The sequence below is a fragment of the Ruegeria sp. AA6 genome (assembly GCF_056542865.1).
On the sequence record NZ_JBQGAN010000028.1, the window covers coordinates 1 to 26,237 of the forward strand.

Here is a 26,237-nt window from a genome sequence, read left to right on the forward strand (position 1 = left end):
AACGCTGTAGTTTTCATAGAAACCGGCATCCGCCGTTTCTATCTCTACATCCGTAAAGGGTTCGGGTACCGACATTCTTTCCTCCGTGTTGACGGTATGCGTTGGGTTGAGCCCGCCTAACGGCAGGATCCCAATTCTGGTCTTTCCTTCGACCCGATCCTTGGTGTAGCGCACCATTCCTCCGTCGGAGCAGGTCCCTGAAAGCTATACCGAGCATTGCACTCGGCATGCCGCAACAACACGGCATCTGTTGGTTTGCTTGCCTATACTGACGATTTCACGTTGATCAGGTCAGAACCGACGCATTCTGTAAAATTACGACACTGCCTAATAAACGTGCGCGCCAAATACACCTTCTGCGCATCCCGCGCGGCCTTCAACCGCATAGTCCTAACACTCAGATGAGCCACACTCACCTGCAGCAGACGGCAACTCTCGAACCATCATTTCCAGACACCGTTGCAACCGCCCGCCACTACCCACTTTGTCTGCTTTTGAAACTGCCGCGTCGCGTCTGAGCCTCAAAACCGCCGCCGAAAAACTTTTGGTCGCGGCGAGCGAAGTCGTCCCGCGAATCTACACACTTTAGGGCGCCCTTGATAGCACGCTATCATCCGTACTGGCCAAAGTGACCGTCGCCAACGGCCAGCAGATCAAGCGCAAAAAAGTCCTGCCATGCTTGCCAAGAAAAAGCGGTCGGGGTTTTACGCCGACTGGATCGATGACTTGTTCAGTAGGGATGTGCCCGAGGAGGTCGTTGCGAAGCCAGTCGACTTTTTGGGCACGCGCCCGTTGATTTTGCTCGGCAAAGACGCGAAATTCGGTGCCCACCAATACATCTGCGTCACCGCGGGATGATACCGACTGACACCTCACGCTCGATCGGTGACGCAATTCATCGCCCCTATCAAAGCTTGTGCCAGAGCCTGATGGGGGCGCCGCGCGCCATTCCTGCAGTGCGCGCTAACCTTCACGAATTTGGATATACGTGCCAGTGTTTCCACGGACAACTTCAGATGACGATCTTCGCAAAGAAGACTTGTCGCAACGGTTCGGACAAGGACGTCAATACGCAAGGGACAACTGCGCTTGGCGACCACGCATGGTATTCAAGTATGAAGATGGCATGGCCCAGCCCTGCCTCGAACACTACTAACCTGTGACCACCTATGGCGGAGTCCGCGAAGATGACCACAATTTTAACCCTCACCCTGTTGGTCCTCGCCCTTATTGCAGGCATGAACCTGTGGACCCGGAAACTGACCCGCCAAGGCCTCGAACGGGTGCCACAATTAGGAAGCGTCGTCCCGGTCAATGGCGGTAGCATCCACTACGTGCAGAAGGGGGATCCATCGAAACAGGCCATCGTCATGATCCACGGTCTGACTGGGCAGTTACAGCACTTCACCTATGCGTTGGTCGATTTGCTGGCCGATGACTACCACGTCATAGCCGTCGATCGCCCCGGATGCGGTTACTCAACCCGCGACAGTGCCGAATTGGGCCGCCTGCCGGGGCAGGCTCGGATGATTCAGGAATTTCTGGATATCAAGGGTGTCGAAGATGCGGTATTGGTTGGGCATTCGCTAGGGGGCGCAGTCGCGCTCGCTATGGCGCTGGACCATCCTGAAAAGACCAAGGCGCTGGCCCTGCTGTCACCTTTGACGCAAGAGTTGCCCTCCACACCGCAAGTTTTCAAACCGTTGGAGATTCGATCAGAGTGGCTGCGAAGCATGATCGCGAACACACTCGCTGTTCCCCTGGCTGCTAAAACCGCACCGTACGCCTTGGGTGCCGTTTTCGATCCGGAACCGGCACCCGCGGACTTTTTGGACCGCGCTGGTGGCGCACTCGGTCTAAGACCCTCTGCCTTCATTGCCGGCTCACAGGATGTTGTAGGTGTCGATGCCTCCATCGCAGCGCAAGTGGCGCGCTATGACCGGTTGAGCGTGCCCGGTGGAATTCTTTTCGGCTCACAGGACGCGATCCTGCCCCCAGACCTGCAGGGCGATCCCATGCAACAGTTCGGACTTACCAACGAGCTGCTTGTGGGGGCTGGCCACATGATATTGATCACCGCTCCGGACGCCTGTGCCGCCTTCATCCGCCGTGTGGCCGAAGCCGACAACCCCAAGCCCGCGACGGCCTAATTCCCGCGCAAAATAATCTGCCTTTGACCGTCTTTTCCCTCTTGACCCGCCCCAGCCCCTCCCTTAAATCGCCTCTCACTCATGGCGGAGTAGCTCAGTTGGTTAGAGCAGCGGAATCATAATCCGCGTGTCGGGGGTTCAAGTCCCTCCTCCGCTACCACCCCCCCAAACAATGACAGATTTGATCTCTAGTTCGACCAGAGCTGATGCGTTTTGCTTTGGATGCTGAGCTTTCGCAATCGATAACAGCGCACAGTGATGTCGCTGACACCAGTCTAACTAGAATGGGAGATCTGGCGCATCGCGAGTGGCATCATGTGTCCGCACTCCGGTGGTGTGATCAAGACGGATCATAAGCTTTTCGGCTTTTGGAAAGTGGTCGAAATACGCAAGGCGGATTGCCTCGACAACTTCCACATTTTGGCACTCAATTTGATAATCAGCCAGAAATTCGGCGTGATATTCTTGATCTGCTTCCGTTCCTTGCCCCAAACCTTCGGTCTGCATCGTAACGTTTGCAGCCGTCGTCAGACACGCCGCCTCTTCGGGTAGCAGAAATAGGTCAAGAGGTTTGGACAAATCGGAAATCGCTCTGGCAACCAAAGTCCGGTCCTCATCGCTGTCCGCAGGTTTTTCAAAGCCAAGGATATCCACAGCAGGTACAGCCAGCGACAAAGAAAGCGAAGCCTCGGAAACCAGGACATCCAGGCGCCCTGTTCCATGCACATGCGCGATTTCTTTTTCTGTTTGGGACAATACGCCCCCCGGGATCAGGATCAATGCGAGGGCCGCGCGTCTCATCAACAAGAATTGCCTACTGGGAATCATCTTTCATATTTTAAAGGGATTCGATTCCCGCGCAATCGCTGTACCAGACGGCTCCCCCCCACCAATAATGGGGAGGAACAGCGCCGCAATATTTCCCGACTATAAAACTCAGGTTGACATAATTGAGTAATTCACTCAGTTATTTGCCATAAGCGTCGTGCCGACGGCGCCTGTAAATAGTTTCTGACAGGAAAGCGTCACCTAAATGACCAACTACTTTGCCGCTACCAGCGTCCTTACCTTGGGCATCGCAACCTCCGCTATTGCGGGTGATGTCCCTTCAAAAGCGGATGTTCTGAACACCTATGCGAACATTGCCGAAGCGAAATACGATGACAGCCTGATCGCAGCGAAGGCGCTGCAAGACGCTGTAAATGCTCTGATCACCGAGCCTTCAGACGCCACTCTGAACGCAGCTCGCTCTGCGTGGATCGCTGCGCGTGTGCCCTACCAACAGACCGAGGTCTACCGCTTCGGCAATGCCATCGTTGACGACTGGGAGGGCAAAGTGAACGCTTGGCCGCTGGACGAAGGTCTCATCGACTATGTCGACGCGACGTACGGCGGTCCGACCGATGAAAACGAATTCGCAGCGCTGAACGTCATCGCCAACCCAAGCTTCGATCTGTCGAGGAAGACCATCGACGCCAGCGAAATCACGCCGGAACTGCTGGGTGAAACCCTGCACGAGGCCGACGGAATTGAAGCCAACGTCGCCACCGGATACCACGCCATTGAATTCCTGCTGTGGGGTCAGGACTTGAATGGCCACAGATCAGGCGCGGGCAGCCGTCCTTACTCCGACTATGTTCAGGGCGATGACTGCACCAACGGCAATTGCGACCGCCGCGCCCAATACCTGAGCGCCGCGACAGCGTTGCTGATCAACGATCTGGAATGGATGGCCGATCAGTGGAAAGACGGCGGCGAGGCACGCGCTGCCTTGACCGCGGATGAGACCGCAGGTGTCAGCGCCATTCTGACTGGCATGGGATCGCTGTCCTATGGCGAACAGGCGGGCGAGCGCATGCGCCTGGGCCTAATGCTGAATGACCCCGAGGAAGAGCATGACTGCTTCTCGGACAACACCCACAACAGCCACTATTACGATGGTTTGGGTATTCAGAATGTCTATCTGGGTAGCTACACCCGTATTGACGGCACCCCGGTTTCCGGCGCATCGCTGTCGGACCTGGTCATCGCAACGGACCCGTCGCTGGACGTCGAGATGAAGGTCAAACTGGCCAACACCATGCAGGCCCTGGGTCGCTTAAAATCCACCGCCGAGGCCGGTTTCGCCTATGACCAGATGCTGGAACGCGGCAACGAAGGTGGCGAACTTCTGATCATGGGCGGTGTAAACGGCTTGGTTGACCAGACCAAAACCATCGAACGCATCGTAACCGCGCTGGACCTAGATCAGATATACTTTGAAGGGTCCGACAGCCTGGATAACCCTGACGCTGTCTTCCATTAAGCAAAAACGAGGCCGGAGGCGTGCGCAATTTCACGCCTCTGGCAAGCTTGATTGCGCCGAATTTTGACTATTGGCTGGACCTGATCAAAATAACCAACTAAATAAGTAGGAAATCTATCGAGTATCGAATCGCCATGATCGTCTGCCACTGCACAAACATAACGGACCATGATATCCGCGCCGTAATCGACTGGATACGAACATCGGATTCACAAGCGATCGTCACCCCCGGCAAGATTTACCATGCCCTTGGAAAATCAGCGGATTGTGGCGGATGCATGCCTCTTTTTCTGGACACAATGAGATCGAACGATAATCTGGAAGTACCCATGCAGCTCCGTGCGTTACGCACCGGAGAAACTCAGGAGAAAGCAGATGAAGGGCGATCCCAAGGTCATCGAATATCTCAACAAATCTCTGCGGCATGAGCTGACGGCCGTCAGCCAGTATTGGCTTCACTACCGCTTGCAAGAGGACTGGGGCCTGGCCCATATGGCCAAGAAAAGCCGCGAGGAAAGCATCGAGGAGATGGGCCACGCGGACAAGCTGATCGAGCGGATCATTTTTCTGGAAGGCCACCCCAACCTGCAAAAACTCGATCCACTGAGAATTGGTCAGAACCCCAAGGAAACACTCGAATGCGATCTGGCGGCGGAAATAGACGCGCGCACGCTGTACGTCGAAGCCCGGGAATACTGCCGCGAGGCTGGCGACTATGTCTCGATGTCGCTGTTTGAGGAATTGATCAGCGATGAAGAAGGCCATATCGACTTCCTCGAAACGCAGCTTGATCTGTATGAAAGGATTGGCGAAGCCAATTATGCGCAACTCAACGCCGCGAAAATGGACGCCGAGGAATAACCTTCTGGCGCTCATGGTGGCCACATGTGTGGCCACCCCCTCCCTGTCAGATGAACTGCAGGACCTGCATCTTCACATAACCCCTCGCACCGACGATGAACGTGCCCGTGTTACGGCCGTGACCGCTGTGCCTCTGGATTTCAGCGCACCTCAGCCGTTCGAAGAGTTGTCTGCCGGGGCAGCCACCGTTCGGGTACGCAACGACGCGGATGCGTTTTCGCAGCCCTCGGGCAACCTGAGTTTCGAGCAGGAATTGGATTTCAAGGTCGGCAACGGCTTGTTCAAGAAAATTTGGGTATCTTCTCCGGCTTCGACATTGGCCTCAGACGGTCTTGGGCCGCTCTATAACGCACGCTCATGCCAACGCTGCCACATTAAGGACGGGCGCGGGCATACACCCAACGGGCCGGATGACAACGCGATCTCGATGTTTCTTCGGGTCTCGATCCCCGTTGGCGAAGGGTATGATGAGATCGAGGACTACATCGCAACCCAGCCCGACCCGAATTACGGAGGCCAGATGCAGGATCTGGCGCTGCCAGGTCATCCGGCAGAATACCGGCTGGACATCGCGTACGAAGACGTACGGGTCGCCCTTTCGGGCGGTGAAACTGTCACCCTGCGCAGACCGACATACGCTGCAACTGACCTTGGCTACGGGCCACTACACCCGGACGCCATGCTCAGCCCGCGCGTGGCACCGCAGATGATTGGCCTTGGCTTGCTTGAAGCGATCCCGGTCGAGGATCTTTTGGCCAACGCGGACCCCGACGATACGGACGGTGACGGCATTTCTGGCCGTCCGAACATTGTATGGGCGATAGAACATGGCGCACCGATGATGGGCCGGTTCGGGCACAAGGCCGGAATGCCCACGATCATGGAGCAATCAGCAGCAGCCTTTGCGGGCGATATTGGCATCTCAAGTCCGCTTTACCCTGCGGCCCACGGTGACTGCACCCAGGCGCAGACTGATTGTGTAAACGCCCCGCATGGCGACGGCGATGACCGAGTGTTCGAGATCGACCAGATCGGCATGGACCTTGTTGCCTTCTACAGCCGCAATCTAGGCGTTCCGGCGCGGCGCGATGTTGACGACCCACAGGTCCTGCGCGGCAAACAGGTGTTCCACGACACTGGCTGCGCCTCGTGCCACACGCCGTCGTTTGTCACCCACCGCATGCAGGATCGGCCAGAGCACAGTTTTCAACTGATCTGGCCATATTCTGACCTTTTGCTGCATGACATGGGCGAAGGGCTGGCCGACAATCGCCCCGAAGCCCGCGCAACCGGGCGCGAATGGCGCACACCGCCGCTATGGGGGATTGGGCTGACCGAACAAGTCTCGGGCCATACGCAATTTCTGCACGACGGTCGCGCGCAATCGCTGTTGGAAGCCGTCCTCTGGCACGGCGGCGAAGCGCAGGCGGTCCGCGATACCGTCGTTGCCATGCCCAAGCCGGATCGGGACGCTTTGATCCGTTTTCTGGAAAGTCTCTGATTTATGCGTACCCTTGCCTATGCCGTTGCTTTGACCCTGCCATTCTTTGCGCTGGCGCAAGACCGCGAACCAATCCTGTCGGATGCTGTCGAAAAGCACATCCTGCCCGGTTTCGCCGCCCTGTCTGACGCGACCAAAGCTTTAAGGCAGGCCGCGCAATCCGAATGCACCGCTGGCTCGCCCGAGTTGCGTGCGGCCTATCATGCGGCCTTTGACGACTGGATTTCGGTTAGCCACCTACGCTTTGGCCCGTCCGAGGTTGATGACCGCGCATTTGCACTGGCCTTCTGGCCGGATACCAAAGGCTTCACCTCCAAGGCGCTGACCGGCATGCTTGCAGCCGAAGACGCGGCCGTCGAATCCCCAGAAGAATTTGCCGAGACATCCATCGCAAGTCGGGGCTTCTTTGCGCTGGAACAGATGCTTTACGAACCGCGCTTTGCGGATCAGGGCAGCGCTACCTATCGCTGCGCTTTGATACAGGCCATGACTGTTGATATTGACGGGAACGCGCGTGCGATGGACGCGGATTGGCGAACCTATGCGCTGGCTCTGACACAACCGGGTGAGAACAGCCCCTATCGGTCCGGCGACGAAGCCATTCAGGAACTTTACAAAGCCCTGATAACCGGGCTGGAATTCACCGGTGACACACGCCTTGGCCGTCCGATGGGCACGCTCGACCGCCCCCGCCCCAATCGGGCCGAGGCGCGGCGCTCCGAACGCTCGATGCACCATGTGGAATTGTCCCTGATCGCCCTGCGCGATCTGGCGGCGCACCTGTCGGCGAACCACCCCGAAATTGCCACCGATCTGGATACCGCCTTCGACAAGGCCATCACACGGGCACGGTCACTGGACGATCCGACACTGGCTGGCGTAGCCACGCCCGAGGGCCGGTTCCGGGTCGAAGCTCTGCAACAGTCGATCAACGATATCCGCATGATTGCCGCGACCAAGCTTGGGCCGACGCTGGGCATCAGCGCCGGTTTCAACTCGCTTGACGGAGACTGACCCATGCCCAGCCGCCGCCAGTTTCTGACCGGCCTGTTTGCCGCCAGCCTTACTCCTGTACGAGGCTGGGCAGCGGTTGGTGCGCCGGACTATCTTGCAGCGGCCCTGTTCCCCGATGGCAGCTACCGGCTGGCAGGACTGACCGCGGGTGGTGACATCCTGTTTTCACGCCCCTTGCCCGCCCGTGGTCACGCGGCGGCAGCCCATCCCCATCTTGCGCAGGCCGTGGCCTTTGCCCGTCGACCCGGCACTTTCGCGACGGTCATTGACTGCGCAACGGGGACCGAGATCAAACGGTTAGACGCCCCCGAGGGCCGTCACTTCTATGGCCACGGCGTGTTTTCTTCCGATGGCACACGGCTGTTTACAACCGAAAACGACTATGAGGCCGGGGACGGCGTGATCGGCGTTTGGGACACAACCAATTACTCACGTCTGGGCGAGTTTCCTTCGGGCGGAATTGGTCCCCATGACATGCGAGTGATGCCCGATGGTCAGTCTCTGATCATCGCCAATGGAGGGATCGAAACCCACCCCGACATGGGCCGCACCAAGCTGAACCTGCCAACGATGCAACCGCGCCTGTCTTATCTGGATTTGACAGGCAAGGTTCTGGAACAGGTGGAACTGCCGCACAGCCTGCACAAGAACTCGATCCGCCATCTGGCCGTGCGTCCCGACGGGCTGATAGCGTTCGCAATGCAATGGCAAGGAGAAAAGTCGCAACACCCACCTCTGATGGGTCTGCACCACAGGGGAAAAACCCCGCGCTTACTGTCTGCGCCGGACGTTGAACAGAGCACCCTGCAAGGCTATGCAGGCAGCATCGCCTTTTCCGGTGAGGGAACCTCCGTCGCGATCACCTGCCCGCGTGGCAATGCGCTGCACCGGTTCGACGTTGCAGATGGGCGATGGACAGGCGTTTTCCAACTTGAAGACGTCTGCGGTCTGGCCTCTGGACCCAATGGCTTCGTCTTTACCACCGGCACCGGGGTTGTCGGCGAACTGGCCCCAAAGGCGCGCGTTTCCGCCCGACCGGACTGCCAGTGGGACAATCATCTAATCCCAATTCATACTTTTGTATAAATTCGGCAATCCCCGTCACATAGATTACACTTGGAAGAATCAAACTGCTGCCGTATTTGCGGGCGCTAAACTGGCACCCCTACGTTAAGGACTGACTTGATTGAAACAGACGCCCGACGCACCGCATTCCATCTACGGGGTTGAGAAATGGGGCAAAGGCCTCGTTGAGGTGACGGAGCAGGGCGAGATCGGTCTGCGCAATCCTCTGGTGCCAGAGGCGGCGGCAATCAGCCTGCCGGGCATCCTCAGCGATCTGGATGACCGGGGCATCAAGGCCCCGATGGTCTTGCGGGTGACATCCTACCTGGAACACGAGATTGCCCACCTGAACGAAAGCTTCGCCGATGCCATCGCGCGCGTGGGCTACAAAGGCCCCTATCGCGGTGTTTTTCCGATCAAGGTGAACCAGCAGGCGCAGGTGGTTGACCGTATCGTCGAGTTCGGGAAGAAGTACAACTACGGGCTTGAGGCCGGATCGAAACCCGAACTGGTGGTCGCCTTGGCCCACCGTTTGGCCCCCGAAGCGCTGATCGTCTGCAATGGCGTCAAGGATGCCGAGTTCATTCAGCTCGCTATCCTTAGCCGCAAGATCGGCTTCAACACCGTCATCGTGCTGGAAAGCCCGAAAGAGGCCGACACGGTGATCGAGGTTTATAACGAGCTGGGCATCGAACCCCTGATCGGCGTGCGGGTGAAACTGACCAACCAGATCAGCGGCAAATGGGAAGAAAGCTCAGGCGACCGTTCAGCCTTTGGCATGAACACCGACCAACTGGTCGCGACAGTGGACAAATTGCAGGCGGCAGGGTTGTTGCATTGTCTCAAGCTTCAGCATTCGCATCTGGGCAGCCAGGTACAGGACGTCAACGATGTGCGCCGCGCGGTCGGCGAGGCTTGCCGGTACTATACCGAACTCACCCGTGAAGGCGTACCGCTGACCCACCTGGACCTCGGCGGTGGCATGGGGGTGGACTACACGGGTGAAAAAAAGGCGGCAGAAAACTCGATCAACTACACAGTCGAAGAGTACTGCGCCAACGTGGTCGAAACCGTGGCCTACGCCATGGATGAGGCCGAGATCGACCACCCCACGCTGGTAACCGAAAGCGGGCGCGCCGTGGTAGCGACCTCTTCGATGCTCGTGTTCAACGTGCTCGAAAGCACCCTCTATGATGCGCCCGACGCCCCCGAGGTTGAACCCGACGATCACCATTTGGTTTCAGACCTCGCCGCGGTCAACGGGTACCTCTCCAGCGACCGCCTGCAGGAATGCTGGAACGACGCCACGTTCTACCGAAACGAGCTACGCGCCCTATTCCGCCGAGGTTACGTAGACCTGCGCCAGATGGCCCGCGCCGAGCGCATCTACCTGTCGCTCATGGCCCGTCTCAAGGCACTGGCTGCAAGCGATGAGCTGGACACAGATGTCGACGAGCAGCTTGAGAAGGTGGCCGATATCTACCACTGCAACTTTTCATTGTTCCAATCCCTGCCCGATGTCTGGGCCATTGACCAGTTGCATCCCATCGTGCCGCTACAGGGGCTGAACCAGACCCCCGACCGCCGCGCGGTGCTGTCTGACATAACCTGTGACAGCGACGGCAAGATCGACCGGTTCATTCTGGCCGATGGCGTCTCGCCCAGCCTGCCGGTACATTCCCTGCCCGAAGACCAGGAATACCTGATGGGCGTCTTCTTCGTCGGCGCCTATCAGGAAACGCTGGGGGATCTTCACAACCTGTTCGGCGACACCAACGTGGTCACCATCGACCTGCGCGCCGATGGCGGCTTTGACCTGCTGCACGAACAAGAGGGCGACACGATTTCTGAAGTCCTGTCTTACGTGGAATTCGACCCGCAGGATTGCGTCGCCGCCTTCCGCAAAATGGTGGACGAGGCGATTTCGACCGGTACTCTGCAAGCCAAAGACCGCAAAACCCTGATGAGCGCTTATCGCGACTCGATCAACGGCTACACCTATTACGAATAACCCCAGAGAGGAGATTACCCCCATGGGAACTTTGAGTGGCAAAACACTGGTTGTCGGCGCGGGCGGCGTATCCCACGCTGCCGTGCACAAGATGGCAATGAATTCGGACATATTCACCGAAATCACCCTGGCCAGCCGGACGAAATCGAAATGCGACGCCATCGCCAAAGCGGTGAAAGAGCGTGTAGGTGTTGATATCGCCACAGCCGAACTCGATGCCTATAAGGTCGAAGACACAGTCAAGCTGATCAAGGAAACAGGAGCGGAGATCCTAGTGAACCTCGCTCTACCTTATCAGGATCTGGTGCTGATGGATGCGTGCCTTGAGGCGGGTATTCACTACCTCGACACCGCAAACTACGAGCCCGAGGACGAGGCCAAGTTCGAATACCACTGGCAGTGGGCTTATCAGGAGCGGTTCAAAGAGGCTGGCCTGACAGCCATCCTCGGCTCGGGCTTTGACCCGGGCGTGACCAGCGTCTTCGCCAAATGGCTGAAGAAGCACAAGCTGGACACGATCCGACAGATCGACGTGTTGGACGCAAATGGCGGCAGCAACGATCAGGAATTCGCCACCAACTTCAACCCGGAAATCAACCTGCGCGAAGTGCTGGCAGAAGTGCGCCACTGGGAAGGTGGCGAGTGGAAACACTCCCCCGCCATGACCCATAAGGTCGAGTTCGACTTCCCCGCCATCGGCCCCAAGAACATGTACCTGATGTATCACGAGGAACTGGAGTCGCTCAGCACCCACTTCCCCGAGATCGAGCGCGCCCGCTTCTGGATGACCTTCGGCGACGCCTATATCACCCACGCCAAGGTGCTGGAGAATGTGGGCATGACCCGCATCGACCCGGTGATGCATGACGGCAAGGAAATCATCCCGATCCAGTTCCTTAAAACCCTGCTGCCTGATCCCGGTGATCTGGGCGCGGAAACCAAGGGCAAAGCTTGCATCGGCGACATCGCCACGGGTCAGGCCAAGGACGGCTCAGGCGAGAAGACCTATTACATCTACAACATCTGCGACCACGAAGAATGCTACGCCGAGGTCGGCAGCCAAGCTGTCAGCTACACCACCGGCGTCCCTGCGATGATCGGCGCGGCACAGGTGCTGAAAGGCAATTGGACTGAGCCGGGTGTGTGGAACATGGAACAGCTGGACCCGGATGACTTCATGGACATGCTGAACACCCACGGCCTGCCGTGGCAGGTCCACGAACTCGACGGTCCGGTCGAATTCTGATCCGCTTTAGCTTCATCTGGCTATAAATACCTCGGGGGTCCGGGGGCAGAGCCCCCGGCCTCTCCACTAAACGGAGACGCCGGTATGTCCGACATGATGACCACACAAGCTGGCGACGCCGGAGCCTTCCGCGACTTCGACCTGAGCCGCGTGCCAACCCCTTGCTTCTTGGTCGATGAAAAATCGGTCGAGCGCAACCTGACAATCCTTGCTGACATCGGCACCCGATCCGGGGCGCATGTGCTCAGCGCGCTCAAGGCGTTTTCGATGTTCTCGCTGGCCCCATTGGTACGCCAGCACCTCGGCGGCACCTGCGCCAGTGGCATCTACGAGGCCCGGCTTGGCCGCGAAGAATATGGTGGTGAGGTCGCCACCTTCTGCGCAGGGTACAAAGACTCCGACATGGACGAAATTCTGTCTCTGTCCGACCACATCATCTTCAATTCGCCCGCCCAAAAGGATCGCTTCCTCACCAAAGCCCAAGCCGCGGGCGTACAAGTCGGCCTGCGTATCAACCCGGAACATTCCGAAGGCGAAGTTGCCAAATACGACCCCTGCGCTCCGTGCTCGCGCCTTGGCACACCCGTAAGCCAACTGACCGCCGAGGCTCTGACCGGCGTGGACGGGTTGCATATGCACACCCTTTGCGAACAAGGGTTCGAACCCCTTCACCGCACATGGGAAGCTGTCGAACCAAAGCTCAAACCTTTCATAGGCCAGCTGAAGTGGCTGAACTTTGGTGGGGGGCATCACATCACCCGCGACGATTACGACCGCGACGGTCTCGTGTCCTTCATCAAAACCATCCGCGAAACATACGGCATCGATGTCTATCTCGAACCCGGTGAAGCCGTTGCTCTGGACGCAGGTATTCTGGTCGGCGAAATCCTCGACCTGCCCACCAATGGCATGAACCTCGCCATCACTGATATCTCTGCCACCTGCCATATGCCTGACGTGATCGAAGCCCCCTATCGCCCCGCCCTGATGGACGAGGCCGAGGCCGGCCATACCTATCGCCTTGGCGGCCCGTCCTGTCTGGCCGGTGACGTGATCGGCGACTACACATGGGACCAGCCGCTTGAGATCGGCCAGCGCTTCGCTTTCCTCGATCAAGCACATTACTCGATGGTCAAAACCAACACGTTCAACGGTGTCCCCCTGCCCACCATCGCCCTGTGGAACAGCGAAACAGACGAGCTGAAAATCATCAAACAGTTCAGCTATGACGACTTTAAGGACAGACTCTCATGAGCATATTCCTCGACAGTGAACTGACGGCTGCTGAGCGGACCGAAGACGCCCGGTTCCGCGTGATCCCCGTGCCGCTGGAACGCACCGTTTCATATGGGTCTGGCACCGCCAAGGGCCCCGAGGCGATCATCGCGGCCAGCAACGAGCTGGAACGCATCACCGGGCACGCTGAACCTTGCGTCGAAGGCATCTTTACCGAAGAACCCTTGGATTGTGACGCCGCATTGCCTGAAATCATGGAACGCCTTGCCCAACGCACCGAGGCCGCTGTGCGTGCAGGCAAAGTACCTGTGACCTTAGGCGGCGAACACTCACTCAGTTATGGCGCGGTGATGGGTGTAGCACGCGCCTTGAACCAACCGATTGGCATCGTCCAGATTGACGCCCATGCCGACCTGCGCAACGCCTATCAGGGCGAAAAACACTCGCACGCGTCGGTCATGCACCTGTTAGCTGAAGAAGGCGTTCGCCTCGCCCAATTCGGCGTTCGTGCGTTTTCTACAGAAGAAGCCAAAAGCCGCCTGAGAAACCACGTCTTCCACGTGGATGCCGAGGAACTGGTAACCGGCAACATCCACGCCGTCGACCTGCCCGAGAATTTCCCCGAGCTGGTCTATGTCAGCTTTGACGTCGACGGTCTGGACCCGTCCCAAATGCCCGCCACCGGCACTCCGGTGCCCGGCGGGCTGGGCTATTATCAGGCGCTGCGGCTGGTGGAGCATGCGTTAAAGGGCCGCAAATGCGTGGGCTTCGACGTGGTTGAACTGGCCCCGGACGGCAATGCCGCCTGGGACTTTACCGCCGCGCAGATCGTCTATCGCCTGATGGCCGCCTGTTAAACTTCGGAGGTTTCGTTCAGTTCCATGTGGCCTTCGCCCTTGTTCAGAACTCGGCGCAGCATGGGCTCAAAGAACGCAAGAGGTTTGGTCGGATAATCCGGGTCGAACGCCTTCTGATCGTATTCATGGCAGAAATAGCGGCAGTCTTCCCAATAGGGGCTGTCGCGGTACTTATAGCGGGCGTTGCGGTCGCCGCCCAGATGGTGGTTGTAGTAGTAGCCCTGAAACACGCAGTGATGTTTCAAGATCCAATATGTCTTTTCGCTGACATAGGGTTTCATCATCGCCGCCGACAGCTCACCGTGGTTATAGGGCGACAGGATATCGCCGGTGTCGTGGATCAGCGCAGCAACCACCAATTCCTCATCCGCGCCATCCTCATATGCGCGCGTGGCGGCCTGCAAGCTGTGCTGGTAGCGATTGACCGGATAGGGCGTCCAGTCCTCATCCAAGGACCGGATTGCGTCCAGAATCCGGTCGGGCAGAGCGGCGTTGTACGCCTCTTCGTACTCCATAACGGCGTCCCAGTCGGCCTTTGTGGCTTCTTCAAAACTGGTCCAGGTGGGTTTGTGGCTTTTGTCCAGCATGGCGCGATCCTTTGGCTAAGCGGTTGGCCACAGACTAAAGCAACTCCGATGGTCAAAAAAATGAATTGATTTTATCATAACAATCAAAAAATACTTTCGATATGCAGATCAAAGCAATCGAGACATTTCTTTGTGTAGCCGAAACCGGAGGGTTCCACGCCGCCGCGCGCCAACTCAACGTGACCCAAACAGCGGTCAGCGCTCGCATTCGCTTGATCGAGGAGGAGACCGGCAGATCGCTGTTCACGCGCGGCGCCGGAGGCACCAGTCTGACCGAATTTGGTCGACAATTCCGCCCCTATGCCGAACAGATGTTGTCGCTGTGGTCCTTTGCCTCACGTGATCTTCCAGCGCAAACGCAGAATCGGGTTGCCCTGCGCCTTGGCGCGCAGCTCAGCATCTGGGATCCCCTGCTCGTCGATCTTGCTGTACAGTTTGAACAGCGCTTTGGTCAGTTGCTGCTGACGCTGAACTATGATCACGACCTGAATATGGTCGATGCGGTTGCCACCCATGTTCTGGATGCAGCCCTAACCCATGAACAGCCCAAAGACCCGCGCATACAGTCACATGAGTTGAACGCGGAACGATTGGTACTTGTTGAAACCCTAGCGTCGGACGATCCGGTCTTTGTCAATCTGGAGTTAGGAGAGCTTTATCAGGACCACGTCCGTTCCACCGCGCGGCAAGCGGCAGGACAGACAGTGTTTCTGGGTAACTGCCTGATGGCGCTGCGCTATGTTCTACGGCGGGGTGGGACTGGATACTTTCCGGAATATGTCATTCGCGATCACCTGCAATCCGGCGATTTGGTCCCGGTGGACGGAGCAATCGATCTGATGTTGCCGTTGTACCTGGTGACCCGCAAGGGCACCGCCACATCCGACGATATTTTGACCTGCGTGACTGATCTGCGCGCGGCGGATTAGGCTTGCGGTAACGCGTTCGTCGCACCGCGGTTCCGTCTACCCATCAAAGGTCGTCCGGCGACCAGAAGGAACAGCCCCGAGATTGCAATGCCGATAGTTGCTGGGAGGTATAGCAGCACCCAAAGCTTAGGATCGGCGATCACAACCGGGGAAACAAAACCGCGCACACCCTCAAGCAGGATCAGTATCGTAAAAGCGCCCAATATCTGCGGCCACAAACCAAAACGAGAAAAGCTGCCCAACATCAGTGTTGAGAACCCGGCCAAAGCCACCGCGATGCAAATCGCGATCCAGGAAAAGCGCTGATGCAATTCGTCGGTCAGTTCCCCTACGGTAAAGCCGTCGGCCGCACTGATGGCATCCCGATCCCGCAGCAATTCGATCGTGGGAATGGCTTCAAGGCTTCGCTCTGCGATAGTGCCCGTATCTGTGAGCGCAGAAATGTCATAGGACGCATCCGCAAAAAGGGTCGAAGACAGCGTTCTGCCTTGCTGATCCAAACGCAATGCAACCCCGTCCAACATCACAAGATGAACGCCTGTCTCATTATTGACCAGATAGGCCGTCGCCGAAGAGTAGCTGACCGGGTTTAGGTTATCCCGACGGTCCGACACAAATACCTCTGATAACGTGCCGTCCAGATCGATATCGCCGATATAGACCGTAACTTCGTCGGCAGGATGCAGAAACTCTCCTTCGTTCAGCAGCTGCGCGGTCACGTCTCCGGCCACCTCAGCCTGGCGTTGTTCAAGCTGTTCAACCGAAGCCGGGCGCAAAAAGACGCTTATGACTGCCATCATCAGACCAGCCACAAGCCCGAACAGGAAGACGGCGCGCGACAATCGCCACGGGCTGGAACCGGTTGCCAACATCACAGTCATCTCGCTTTCCCGGCTCAGGCGATTGGTGGCGTAGACTGCCGCAGCGAACACCGCCATCGGCATCACCGTACGGATCAGCGTCGGCAGAGTCAGCGCGGTAAATTCCAGAAAAACCATGGCTGATTGGCCGCCGCTGATAACCCGGTCAAACAGGCTGACGGACCGCGTGATCCAGAACACGCCGACCAGAACCAGGGTGAAAAAGCCGAACAGAATCAGCAATTGCCGCAGGAAGTATCCATCAAAGCGCGACATGTGTCCTCTTACGCGTGTCCGTGGTGAGCCGGACATTATGTCATTCCGTCGCCTTAGGAAACCAAGCTTTCACCAAATCGGCCCATCGCTGATCCGGATCAGGCCTAAAGAAACCTTAACTTCACGCTCAGGCGGGGTTCAGTCGCACTACCAATCTCTCCTTTAGAAACAGCCGATCAAGCAAAGGAGGGTGCTATGATGGCCTATGCAGACTACATCACCGGGAAGGGTCTCTTTTCCAATCTCTTTGCGTCCGCCGAGGACCGGAAGGCAAAACGCGAAAAGAAAGCGCTGTACAAAAGACAGCAACGTGAAATCGACATGATGTCCGAGCGAGAGCTCAAAGAACTCGGTTATTGCCGGGGGGATTTGCAAGAGATGGTCTACCGGCATCACTTTGGCGGTTAAGCTCTGAACCCTGTGCAATGATGCGCCCGTCATGACATCCTCAAATAAGCGTCATGATCGGGCGCAACCTACGTTCGGCCACCAAGATTGGCCACTCAATCCGGCAGGATGTGGATCGCCAGATAGCACAGCAGCTGAAATCCACCCTGCACCATATGGTTTTCTTCCAGATCAAAATTCATGACCACCTGATCCGACAAAAAGAAAGCAAGCCAGAGGCCTAATGATACGACGAAAGCGATATCCATACGCTTCATCCAAACGTCTTTTTGCGTATAGGGCGTGATCGCGGTGAAAAAAAACAGTGCTGCGGATAGCAAAGCCCACAGGATGATTCCAACAAACAACGCGATATCGACTGCGGTGGTTGCGCCGAATGGCTCCAGCGTCTTTTCAAGAAACGGATAGTTGTGACCGTCAAACCAAGGGGTTGAGGTCCAACCCAATAATTCCAGCCCACCAATGAAATCCGTTAAAAATGCAATGGCCCACCACAAGCACCAGAACGCTACTAAACCCTGCTTGAACAAAATGCGCATTGATCACCCCGGGCAAATCTCAAAAACTTTTTACGTCAGAGCATTATGATACGCATGTTCCGAAAAAACTAAAATCCTGGTTAGGCAACGCGGAATGCCAAGGACGCAATCCACGTGTTCGGTACTGATTTCCTGGAGAATGGCAGGGGCAGCAGGGTTCGAACCCGCGACCTACGGTTTTGGAGTTCGTGGGTCTTAAATATCCGAGGATACATCTACATATGTAATCATATGTAATTGAAAGAATTATTTAACCCAGTATATTCGGAAGTATCACCACCTAACGCACAAAACGCACAAAAAACGCACAAAAAACGCACGAAAAAATGAAGATCCGATTGAACGAACGCAAAGCGGCAGACCTTAAGGCCAAGGACAAGGGGTACGAGGTACGCGACGAAATTGTGCGGGGGTTGGTGCTGCGGGTAGGCAAGCGGGGACAAAAAGTCTGGGAGGTTGTGATTTCACGTGGCAAGCGCCGCCAGAGAGAGCGACTAGGCACGTTTCCACATGTTCCCGTGAAGGAAGCGCGAAAGCTGGCAGAGGAAGCTAAAGAGCAAGCCCATACGATGCGCTTTGACGCCGGTGTGAAAACGGTGGCCGACCTGTTTGACGCCTACAAGGCTGCTCGCGAAGATGAGCTGCGCACGTGGCACGACATACAATCTGTCTGGGATATCTGGGTAAAGGATCGCGTCGGCCAAGTCCGAGCAGCGGACCTTTCGTTTCAGCATGGGCGAGACCTTAGAACCTACGTCAGCAAGAATTCATCCCCTATCCGCGCTGGCGCAGTGGTGAGCTATATGCGCCCGTTCTTGGCATGGTGCGCCGAGGAACAGATGATAAAGGGCAATCCTTGGGAAAAGCTCAAGGTTGGCGCGAAGGCCGGTTCTCGGGATCGCGTTCTTTCAATTGATGAATGGGCAGCACTCTATGCCACGGCATGTGAAATGCCCTATCCGTTCGGTCCATTTACGCAAGCACTAATGCTTAGCGCTCAGCGGATCAGCAATGTCGCACAAATGCGCTACGACGAGATACATGGCGATGTTTGGACCATTCCGAGGGATAAGATAAAGGCCACGCGTACGGCCAGCGCGACGTCCCATGAGGTTCCGCTGTCAAAATCCCTCGCGGCGCTGATATCCAGTATAAAGCGGCGTGGTGATTATGTGTTCACCACGACCGGGGAAAAACCAATCTGGCCCGGGTCGAAGCTGAAGACAAAGTTGCAGAAAGCCTCCGGTACTTCTGATTGGCGATTTCACGATATCAGGCGAACGGCGGCCACGCTTATGACAACTGGCAACGAAGTCGGAAAGGCAAATCGTTTCATCGTTGAGCGTGTATTGGGTCACTCTGACAGTAGCGTCACGGCAATCTATGACCGCGCGACATATCGTAGTGAAAAAAGTGATGCACTCGAGGTCCTCGCAGCGTCGACTAATAACCACCTAGTACGGGCAGAGATTGCAGCGCGTGTTCACGAAAGGAAGGCATAAGTGCTTATTTTGGTAGAAGCAGATACTCCGGACTACTGCTATCTTTCGGAAGCAATTGAATGGGTTGCCTTTGGGCGATTGCCAATCGCTCACAACGACAAACACGGTGAGGATAGTCGATTTGCCTCAATAGAAGGGCTATTGACACAACCTAATGCCCCACCCCCGCACCGAAGCTGGATCACGGAAAGCGAAGCTCAATGCCACAATGTCAGTTATTCTTCTGAATACCAAGACGCGGTAACAGAGATGCCGGAATGGGATCCCTATGAAAAATTACAGAAAGTCCGGCGCGAGATTGAAGAACTACCCGACCGTAAAGAAGAACTGGCGCGACTAGACACCGCTCTTAAACAAATTGAACAGAGGAAAAGAACGGTAACTGACTTTGAATCGCAGTTCGAATACGTTTGGGACAACGCATGGGCTCAAGTTTATCAGAAAGTCGCCGCGGGCCTACTCCTGATTGAGGGGCGGAGCAAAGAAGATTACGATAAGTATCTAGAAAGTCTGAGTCCTGGCCAAAAACTTAGTGGATTTATGGAGGCTACCCCATTTCAGCCCATCGACCCTAAAGAAATTCCACTAATGATGGATTGGCGATCCAACCAGACACCCGCAAAAAATGGATGGTATAGTCTGCGGACCCGATTAAACGAAGTAATCGGGATTACTCCGCTTGGTGAACCTCGACCACTCCACGTCACACGGTTTGGTTCGTCCTTCATAGTCGATAATGACAGAGCAGTAGGCAACGTTTCCAAGAGACTGGGTCGACCGCCTGCCGCCGATTGGAAAGAACTTTCCGACTATGTGCTTGCAAAGCATGCCGCAGGCGAGAGCTTACCTAACGAAGACAAAGCGGCGTATGACGTCATCGCTTATGTCGAAAGCACTGGAAAAAAGGCACCAAGCGTCAGTAGCGTGAAGCGGAATCTGGCCGCTGTGTTCAAAGTTTGCATTCGTTAGATGTTGTAAGCGGCAGAGACTTACCAAAATAGTTTCCAAAAAGATTCACCAATAAAGTTTGCCACAACCCCAATACAGTTCGGGGGCTTTTGGAAACTTATCTATCTGTTAAATATAGATATTCCGTGATTTCCTGATGGTGCCAAAGATGTACCACCAACTCGAAGGAGCAGGAAATGGCGATTGACCCCAATACACTTTATTCGCCCAACTCGCCCGAACTTGAGGGCATAGCAAAGCGTCAAACGCTCGCGCAATGGCGCAGCAGTGGCAAAGGCCCGGCATACATCAAGTCTGGCAGCCGTATCCTATACAGCGGCAAAGACTTAATTGATTGGCTAAGCGCAAACCGGGTCGAACCGAGCGCCGCCTAAATGAAACCTCCACCCGCAACTGGCACGGGCAGAGGTCAATTCTTCTAGTTTAGCAACCCAAGAATAGTCCGAACCCCGTTGCCTTTCAACCTGAAAGGAAATGCGGAAATGAATACTTTAAGTATCAACAAACTAAACGCTGAACGCCCGCCAAAAAACACGCGTTGGGTACTGAAATGGATGGACCTGCCTCACCGGATCGAAACGGCGGCATATGAGGTCAAAGACGACAGCGGCGAAACCCGCACCATTCACGTTGCTAAGAACAAGCGCCGCATCTTGGATGGTTTAATTGAGCGCCCCATGTATTGCGCCAGCCCTTGCCGGTTGTCGCACTATGCGATGGAACTGCGCGATGAACAGGGCCTCAACATCGAGACCGAATGGTACAGCAATGACCCCACGACCGGGCGCGCGCGCTACGGCGTCTATGTGCTGAAGGACAAAGTGACCCGTATCGAAAGGCAGGAGGTGCGCTCATGAGAACCCGTGACCTCCAGATACTCGCCCTGCGCCGCAAGCATGGCCTCTCAGAGGCCGCAGCTCGCCTAATAGCTGCCCTGCACTACGGGGAGGCCCAGTCATGAGTGTTGTGGTTCAGAAAAACGCCCAAGAGGAAATCCACGTATCTCGTGGAGAGTACATGGGCCGCGACGTTGTCAATCTCCGCGTCTGGTATCTTGCGAAAGACGGAGAAAAGCATCCGACACAAAAGGGGGTGGCGTTCAACGCCGCCCTTCTCCCCGACATTCTAACCGCGCTTGCCGAGCTTGCGCAAAAAGGGGAGTCAAATGGGGCGTGACAGGCAAAATGAGAGACGTGTCGAGCACTGGACCAAGCTAGTCCGCAATATGATGGAGGAACCCGCCTGGCGTGCCCTCTCGTCAACGGCGCAGGCACTCTACCCTTGGCTGAGGCTGGAATGGCGTGGAGTGGATAACAATAACAATGGTAAGATATGCTTGAGCGTAAGACAGGCCGCAGAACGCCTGGGCGTCTCGTACAACACCGCTGCTAAAGGGTTCCGCGAGTTACAGGCAAAGGGCTTCATAGTTGTGGCGCGTCCGCCCAAACTCGGCACTAGTGGCGTCGCATCATCTCCGCTTTTCGAACTAACTGAAATTTCGTTGCCAACCGCACACGGGGCGGCTGGCCGCAGGTTGTACAAGCAGTGGTCAAGAGGCTCAGATTTCCCTGTTGTGAAAGCCCCGGTTCACAACCCAACAGGCAAAGGCGGAAAAACAAAACCCTGTCTCAAAAACCGCGACGAGACCGTCGTAGATTTTGCGACGAGAAAGACGGAGGCGACGCAATAAATGCGACGGGCCGTATCAATATTTGCGACGAAAACATCCAATATCAGCAAGTCTCCCGTCGCAATATTTAAGACATCCTTAATCTACCAGGGGGTCTGGGGGAAAAGGGCACCTTCTACACCAACAATCCAGCAAGCGAGGTATGAGCAATGACGGATGGCTCCGACCGAAAAAACGGAACGAATGCGGACAATGGATGCAATGTTTCTCAAAGTAATGACGCGCGGACACCAGAGGTTAAAATGGAGGGATCGGCATCAGAAGGGCACAAAGTGGTTATGTCGCGAGAAGATTCCCTGCGAAAGATTTTTGGCACGGACGATGAAATTCAGGCGAGTGCTTTTCTATCGCACTGCCTAAAGGCATTGAACAGGTCAGAGGCTGGAGACGATGGCGACGCCAACGACGAGCGAGGGTTTATGCTCTCTATCGTAAGTGACACAAAACCACGCGACGCGTTTGAGCGAATGCTGGCAGTCCAGATGGCGGCAACCCATGTCGCGACAATTCGGGCGGCTCGATGGCTGGCAACCTGCGACAACCTTCCGCAATGCCAAGCCCATTATACCGGGTTCAACAAGCTCACGCGCACTTTTGCCGCGCAGATGGAAGCACTTCGCAAATACCGAAACGGCGGCAAACAGACGGTCACCGTTCAGCACGTGAACGTTGAAGATGGCGGCCAAGCTATTGTTGGCAACGTCGAGACGGGGGGAGGCAAGAAATGAAAGATGCCTCCAACCCCATGCAAAGGGCGCATGCCGCTCCGCGATGTACAGCGAAGTCAAAACGCACGGGCCTGCCTTGTAAAAACCCGGCGGTGAAAGGCTGGACGGTGTGCCGGATGCACGGCGCTCGTGGCGGTCATGGTCCAGGCAAGGTAAACCCAGTGTACAAGCACGGTATGCGTAGCAGAGAGGCGCAAGAGATGCGGAAAGCCGTCAATGAGCATGTACGGCTGATGCGTTCAATCGAGCGCTTTGTTGAAAGCGAGGGTTAACTACTTTGTGCTTTGTGGTTGGCAAGTTCTCAATGCTAACTCACTCGCACGGGGTGGCCAAAACCATCACCCAAGTACGGCCTGCCGCCTCATACACGGCGAACTCCTGAGCCTCTTGTGCCAGCAGGTTAGCTCTATGTCCCAGCGATTGCGCCCAGGCCGACATCACGGCGTCCAGACCGTTCTGGCCTTGGGCGATGTTTTCAGCCACGAAACACCATTTATAGCCTGCCTTGCGAACCCGTTCGCCCACATCAGACCCGTTCGAGCCAGTATGCGAAAAGAAACCCTTCGTCGCCATTTCCTCGGCATGAGATTTAGCGACTTTCTCCAACTTCCGGCTATAGACTAATTCTTGAAGACCCTGGCTTTTGCGAAACTTATTGAGTTCGTCCGTTGCTATAGGATTTGCCACGAGCGGTGCAGGCATCAAGAACGCAATCAGCGCGACTGTTCTCAATTCCCTGTTTCCCCAATCCTAGTGTCGCCGCATTGCGATATAGACGTCGACAACCCCGATTCTCAAAATAGTGACTGATTACTTAGCAGTATGGTACACTAAGTCGTTTAGATGTGACTTGGGGGTTTGCCGTGTCTGGTATATATTATAAAATTTTACTGAGTTTTGACACTTACGCCCAGGCAAATCCCAGTTTCGATACTGAACCTTTAAGAAACTCGGCCGGCGAAATTCTACCAGCACTTTGGAGTTGGTATCCCGGACAACCTTGGATGCAGGATGCAGCGTGGGCAACGGTTACCCAAGCTGTTCCGACTGACGGACACCCGAACTTAGGTACTGCCGATTTCTGCAGTTTCGACGGAACCTGTTGGCTGATTACCTCAATTGAAACTCTAGTTTATAATTGGGAGGTAGCTGCGGAACTCACCGAAGAGGAATTTGCGCTAATTGATGAGCCGACGGTTGGCGAACTGCAATCCTGGCAACGCACAGATTGGCAAGGATTTAGCTACTACTATGAGCAACCGACTTATCGCTGGTACTTCGTCGACTATCCCGACTATTTAGAGTTTACTCATAGCTCAGACGAAATCAATTTTAACGCGGTTGCTCTTTACGGCATCAATTGGAGAGGCAGCCCATACTCTGCTTCTTCGGGCAACGACAATGTCGTTCTTCCTTCGGACGAGAACCGTGAAAAAGTGCAAACAGAGTCGGGTGAAAAGGTCTTTTCCTCTTCTGTCATTGAGTTCTTCGCAGGTGCGGGAAACGACACCGTAGATGCTAGTTTTGTTGAGGAGAGCTTTGTCATTCTCTGGGGAGGTGCCGACAACGATACCCTCATCGGTTCATCCGGTGACGATATTCTGCGTGGCGGAACTGGCGACGACTCAATCGATGGCGGTGACGGAGACGACGAGTTCCTTGGCGGCAAAGGAGAAGACACACTTATCGGTGGTGACTTTACCACTGATGGGGATACCGATGATTTCGATTCATATTTAATGGAAGGTGCGCGTTCTGACTACAGGTTCAAGGATTTTTCCGGCACTCGGACCGAGTGGTACAATGACAAGACCGGGGAAACGGATGTTGTCGAAGGCTTCGAGAAAGTCTCCTTCAAGAAGGATTTCGCTGGACCCAACATAATAGACTTCAATCTGGTGTTGGAGTTGGCCAAAGCCCAGCTTGCCGCCTACGGGATTGACTTCCTGCCAGGCCAAGACTGGCGACCAATCCATGCGAATTCCCTAGGCCTACCCTCTGTCAGTGACGAAGCCGCAGACCACCAGTATGTGTTTAAAAACGGTGTATACGAAGATTACGACGGTGTGGCCGTTGCTCATGTCGGTGAAGCAATGGTGGCCGGAGAGCATAGTGTAATTTTATCTTTCAGAGGAACAGATAGCTTTCCATCCGACCCAATATCGGGTTGGGGACCTCAGGTTCTAACCGACCATTGGCCCAGGTTCCAACCCCTGATTGAAGGCTTGAAGGTCTACCTGGCTGATGCGGATATCGAGCAGATATATGTTACCGGACACAGCTTGGGAGGCATTATCGCGCAACTTTTTATGGAAGAGATTCGAGATTATTCCGAAGCGAGAGCAATCACGTTTGGGTCCCCAGGCGCGCCATCTTCGGCGACTTCTGTAGATAGCCGCGTTCTCCACATTGAACATAGTGAGGACATTGTTGCGGTATCTAGTAATGCGCAATTGGATGCATTTGGTTATGAAATTGCGTTCACCAAGTCGGGCGAGCAGCTTCAAATTCCATTGGATGATTTAACCACTTCAAATGACGACGGGATAGACAACTTTGAGGGGCTTTCACCTTATGAGCATTCCTCCGTTCGATATCTGGAAAGCACTGAAGCGCTTATCGCTGTTAATCACCCGTCACTGTCGAAGGCAATTTACGATGTAGGCCAAAGCTCCTACGCACGTGCCGGAACTGACGGGAATGACATCTTTGGTGGCGACAACGGCACCGCATTCGTCGGCTCGATACCAAATCCTCTGTATTATTCGGACGAAGAGCTCTGGGGTCGAAAAGGCAATGACGTAATCATGGGGCGGGCAGGAAACGATACAATATGGGGCGGTGGGGGTGATGACAAACTGTATGGTGATGCAGGAAAAGCATTGTCGCTTGGAACGCTGCCATCGTTTGTCGGAACAGACCACGATTACGTTTCAGGTGGCTGGGGCAAAGACGTTATTGCCGGGGCGCGTGGGCGCGACACGTTAATCGGTGATGGGGGTGCCGACACAATCTATGGCGGATCAGGCCGAGACGAATTGTACGGCGGAGCAGGGAGAGACGTGCTTTATGGCGGAGACGGGAAGGATACGCTTCGCGGAGGAAGTGAGAACGACTATTTTGTCGGGGGAGCTAGGAACGATGTGATTTACGGAGATGCTGGACTAGACACTGTTGAGTATTTTCTTGACGTTGCTCAGTACAGTGTCATCAAAACCGGATCGAAGGGTTGGCAGATTTCACACCTTGCCTCTGGCGACACCGACCAGCTTTGGAACATTGAGACGGTCATTTTCAATGACGACGTATTGTTTGCCTAGTGGTACGAATGAAGGGTTTTTGGCCGCGTCAAGCTCAGTTGTTGGCACAACTTCAAAAAAGTGGCGAGTAAGTGTTCTTAATTTGGGTAATTGCCTTGCATTGGCAACTTCGCGAAAATGCTTGGCAGAAGCTCGCAATCTTAAATCGCCGCCAAACACCAAATCACCTGAACCTATTTTGTT

At 55.6% G+C, this 26,237-nt stretch carries 29 protein-coding genes and 1 tRNA gene; 25 read left to right on the forward strand and 5 right to left on the reverse strand.

Annotated features, from left to right (window positions below; genetic code table 11):
• The first annotated feature begins 675 nt into the window (after positions 1 to 675).
• From ACR0LN_RS20550 to ACR0LN_RS20565, 4 genes are all read left to right on the forward strand, one after another.
• Complete coding sequence (locus ACR0LN_RS20550; protein WP_480432331.1) at positions 676 to 858, forward strand: hypothetical protein; 183 nt, start codon at positions 676 to 678, stop codon at positions 856 to 858.
• A 158-nt stretch (positions 859 to 1,016) separates the two neighbouring features.
• Positions 1,017 to 1,163: a hypothetical protein gene (locus ACR0LN_RS20555; protein WP_480432333.1), complete on the forward strand. Its 147-nt coding sequence runs from the start codon at positions 1,017 to 1,019 to the stop codon at positions 1,161 to 1,163.
• A gap of 24 nt (positions 1,164 to 1,187) precedes the next feature.
• Positions 1,188 to 2,150 carry an alpha/beta fold hydrolase gene (locus ACR0LN_RS20560; RefSeq protein WP_480432334.1) on the forward strand — a complete coding sequence of 321 codons (963 nt, stop codon included), beginning with the start codon at positions 1,188 to 1,190 and terminating at the stop codon, positions 2,148 to 2,150.
• An 83-nt stretch (positions 2,151 to 2,233) separates the two neighbouring features.
• Positions 2,234 to 2,310: transfer RNA gene (locus tag ACR0LN_RS20565), tRNA-Met, on the forward strand.
• A gap of 119 nt (positions 2,311 to 2,429) precedes the next feature.
• On the opposite strand, the gene ACR0LN_RS20570 is transcribed toward ACR0LN_RS20565, so the two are convergent.
• The gene (locus tag ACR0LN_RS20570; RefSeq protein WP_480432335.1) at positions 2,430 to 2,951 is read right to left on the reverse strand and encodes a ZrgA family zinc uptake protein; all 522 of its coding nucleotides are present in this window, start codon (positions 2,949 to 2,951) and stop codon (positions 2,430 to 2,432) included.
• Positions 2,952 to 3,183: 232 nt separating this feature from the next.
• Between ACR0LN_RS20570 and ACR0LN_RS20575 the strand changes: the two genes are divergently transcribed.
• The 10 genes from ACR0LN_RS20575 (at position 3,184) to speB (ending at position 14,246) form a co-directional block, all read left to right on the forward strand.
• The gene (locus ACR0LN_RS20575; RefSeq protein WP_480432336.1) at positions 3,184 to 4,455 is read left to right on the forward strand and encodes an imelysin family protein; all 1,272 of its coding nucleotides are present in this window, start codon (positions 3,184 to 3,186) and stop codon (positions 4,453 to 4,455) included.
• A 134-nt stretch (positions 4,456 to 4,589) separates the two neighbouring features.
• On the forward strand, positions 4,590 to 4,883 hold the full coding sequence (locus ACR0LN_RS20580; RefSeq protein WP_480432337.1) for a (2Fe-2S)-binding protein: 294 nt from the start codon (positions 4,590 to 4,592) through the stop codon (positions 4,881 to 4,883).
• Positions 4,831 to 5,316, forward strand: a complete 486-nt coding sequence (gene bfr, locus ACR0LN_RS20585; protein WP_480432339.1) for a bacterioferritin — start codon at positions 4,831 to 4,833, stop codon at positions 5,314 to 5,316. Before ACR0LN_RS20580 ends, bfr begins: the two co-directional genes overlap by 53 nt.
• Before the next feature lie 13 nt (positions 5,317 to 5,329).
• A complete protein-coding gene (locus ACR0LN_RS20590) occupies positions 5,330 to 6,817 on the forward strand; it encodes a di-heme oxidoreductase family protein (RefSeq protein ID WP_480432396.1) in 1,488 nt (495 codons plus the stop codon).
• Between the two features lie 3 nt (positions 6,818 to 6,820).
• Entirely contained in the window at positions 6,821 to 7,831 is a 1,011-nt protein-coding gene (locus tag ACR0LN_RS20595; RefSeq protein WP_480432341.1) for an imelysin family protein, read from the forward strand.
• A 3-nt stretch (positions 7,832 to 7,834) separates the two neighbouring features.
• Complete coding sequence (locus ACR0LN_RS20600; RefSeq protein ID WP_480432343.1) at positions 7,835 to 8,917, forward strand: DUF1513 domain-containing protein; 1,083 nt, start codon at positions 7,835 to 7,837, stop codon at positions 8,915 to 8,917.
• A 100-nt stretch (positions 8,918 to 9,017) separates the two neighbouring features.
• Positions 9,018 to 10,907, forward strand: coding sequence for a biosynthetic arginine decarboxylase (gene speA / locus ACR0LN_RS20605; protein WP_480432345.1), 1,890 nt, complete (start codon positions 9,018 to 9,020; stop codon positions 10,905 to 10,907).
• Positions 10,908 to 10,929: 22 nt separating this feature from the next.
• Positions 10,930 to 12,153 (forward strand): saccharopine dehydrogenase family protein, encoded by a 1,224-nt coding sequence (locus tag ACR0LN_RS20610; RefSeq protein WP_480432346.1) that lies wholly within the window; start codon positions 10,930 to 10,932, stop codon positions 12,151 to 12,153.
• Positions 12,154 to 12,237: 84 nt separating this feature from the next.
• On the forward strand, positions 12,238 to 13,407 hold the full coding sequence (nspC, locus tag ACR0LN_RS20615) for a carboxynorspermidine decarboxylase (RefSeq protein ID WP_480432348.1): 1,170 nt from the start codon (positions 12,238 to 12,240) through the stop codon (positions 13,405 to 13,407).
• The gene (speB, locus tag ACR0LN_RS20620) at positions 13,404 to 14,246 is read left to right on the forward strand and encodes an agmatinase (RefSeq protein WP_480432350.1); all 843 of its coding nucleotides are present in this window, start codon (positions 13,404 to 13,406) and stop codon (positions 14,244 to 14,246) included. Before nspC ends, speB begins: the two co-directional genes overlap by 4 nt.
• Here the strand turns inward: speB and ACR0LN_RS20625 are convergent.
• On the reverse strand, positions 14,243 to 14,833 hold the full coding sequence (locus ACR0LN_RS20625) for an HD domain-containing protein (protein ID WP_480432351.1): 591 nt from the start codon (positions 14,831 to 14,833) through the stop codon (positions 14,243 to 14,245). The two genes, speB and ACR0LN_RS20625, sit on opposite strands and share 4 nt — an antisense overlap.
• Before the next feature lie 101 nt (positions 14,834 to 14,934).
• Between ACR0LN_RS20625 and ACR0LN_RS20630 the strand changes: the two genes are divergently transcribed.
• Positions 14,935 to 15,762 carry a LysR family transcriptional regulator gene (locus ACR0LN_RS20630; protein WP_480432353.1) on the forward strand — a complete coding sequence of 276 codons (828 nt, stop codon included), beginning with the start codon at positions 14,935 to 14,937 and terminating at the stop codon, positions 15,760 to 15,762.
• Here ACR0LN_RS20630 and lptF read toward each other — a convergent pair.
• The gene (gene lptF / locus ACR0LN_RS20635; RefSeq protein ID WP_480432355.1) at positions 15,759 to 16,898 is read right to left on the reverse strand and encodes an LPS export ABC transporter permease LptF; all 1,140 of its coding nucleotides are present in this window, start codon (positions 16,896 to 16,898) and stop codon (positions 15,759 to 15,761) included. The two genes, ACR0LN_RS20630 and lptF, sit on opposite strands and share 4 nt — an antisense overlap.
• A 195-nt stretch (positions 16,899 to 17,093) precedes the next feature.
• Between lptF and ACR0LN_RS20640 the strand changes: the two genes are divergently transcribed.
• Positions 17,094 to 17,306 carry a hypothetical protein gene (locus tag ACR0LN_RS20640; RefSeq protein ID WP_480432357.1) on the forward strand — a complete coding sequence of 71 codons (213 nt, stop codon included), beginning with the start codon at positions 17,094 to 17,096 and terminating at the stop codon, positions 17,304 to 17,306.
• 95 nt (positions 17,307 to 17,401) lie between these two features.
• Here ACR0LN_RS20640 and ACR0LN_RS20645 read toward each other — a convergent pair whose 3' ends face one another.
• Positions 17,402 to 17,845: a hypothetical protein gene (locus ACR0LN_RS20645; protein WP_480432359.1), complete on the reverse strand. Its 444-nt coding sequence runs from the start codon at positions 17,843 to 17,845 to the stop codon at positions 17,402 to 17,404.
• Between the two features lie 338 nt (positions 17,846 to 18,183).
• On the opposite strand from ACR0LN_RS20645, the gene ACR0LN_RS20650 reads away from it, so the two are divergent.
• The 8 genes from ACR0LN_RS20650 to ACR0LN_RS20685 all read left to right on the forward strand — a co-directional run bounded on the left by ACR0LN_RS20650 (position 18,184) and on the right by ACR0LN_RS20685 (position 23,006).
• On the forward strand, positions 18,184 to 19,347 hold the full coding sequence (locus tag ACR0LN_RS20650) for a tyrosine-type recombinase/integrase (protein ID WP_480432361.1): 1,164 nt from the start codon (positions 18,184 to 18,186) through the stop codon (positions 19,345 to 19,347).
• Positions 19,348 to 20,316, forward strand: a complete 969-nt coding sequence (locus tag ACR0LN_RS20655) for a hypothetical protein (protein ID WP_480432362.1) — start codon at positions 19,348 to 19,350, stop codon at positions 20,314 to 20,316.
• A gap of 176 nt (positions 20,317 to 20,492) precedes the next feature.
• Positions 20,493 to 20,690, forward strand: coding sequence for a helix-turn-helix domain-containing protein (locus ACR0LN_RS20660; protein WP_480432364.1), 198 nt, complete (start codon positions 20,493 to 20,495; stop codon positions 20,688 to 20,690).
• Positions 20,691 to 20,798: 108 nt separating this feature from the next.
• Positions 20,799 to 21,173 carry a hypothetical protein gene (locus ACR0LN_RS20665; RefSeq protein WP_480432365.1) on the forward strand — a complete coding sequence of 125 codons (375 nt, stop codon included), beginning with the start codon at positions 20,799 to 20,801 and terminating at the stop codon, positions 21,171 to 21,173.
• A 100-nt stretch (positions 21,174 to 21,273) separates the two neighbouring features.
• The gene (locus ACR0LN_RS20670; protein WP_480432366.1) at positions 21,274 to 21,492 is read left to right on the forward strand and encodes a transcriptional coactivator p15/PC4 family protein; all 219 of its coding nucleotides are present in this window, start codon (positions 21,274 to 21,276) and stop codon (positions 21,490 to 21,492) included.
• Complete coding sequence (locus tag ACR0LN_RS20675) at positions 21,482 to 22,006, forward strand: hypothetical protein (RefSeq protein ID WP_480432368.1); 525 nt, start codon at positions 21,482 to 21,484, stop codon at positions 22,004 to 22,006. Before ACR0LN_RS20670 ends, ACR0LN_RS20675 begins: the two co-directional genes overlap by 11 nt.
• Before the next feature lie 242 nt (positions 22,007 to 22,248).
• Positions 22,249 to 22,734 carry a hypothetical protein gene (locus ACR0LN_RS20680; RefSeq protein ID WP_480432369.1) on the forward strand — a complete coding sequence of 162 codons (486 nt, stop codon included), beginning with the start codon at positions 22,249 to 22,251 and terminating at the stop codon, positions 22,732 to 22,734.
• Positions 22,731 to 23,006 (forward strand): hypothetical protein, encoded by a 276-nt coding sequence (locus ACR0LN_RS20685; RefSeq protein ID WP_480432371.1) that lies wholly within the window; start codon positions 22,731 to 22,733, stop codon positions 23,004 to 23,006. The genes ACR0LN_RS20680 and ACR0LN_RS20685 overlap by 4 nt, the downstream gene beginning before the upstream one ends.
• Before the next feature lie 40 nt (positions 23,007 to 23,046).
• Here ACR0LN_RS20685 and ACR0LN_RS20690 read toward each other — a convergent pair whose 3' ends face one another.
• Positions 23,047 to 23,436, reverse strand: a complete 390-nt coding sequence (locus ACR0LN_RS20690; protein WP_480432398.1) for a CAP domain-containing protein — start codon at positions 23,434 to 23,436, stop codon at positions 23,047 to 23,049.
• 161 nt (positions 23,437 to 23,597) lie between these two features.
• Between ACR0LN_RS20690 and ACR0LN_RS20695 the strand changes: the two genes are divergently transcribed.
• Positions 23,598 to 26,054 (forward strand): alpha/beta hydrolase family protein, encoded by a 2,457-nt coding sequence (locus tag ACR0LN_RS20695; RefSeq protein WP_480432373.1) that lies wholly within the window; start codon positions 23,598 to 23,600, stop codon positions 26,052 to 26,054.
• The last annotated feature ends 183 nt before the right edge of the window (positions 26,055 to 26,237 follow it).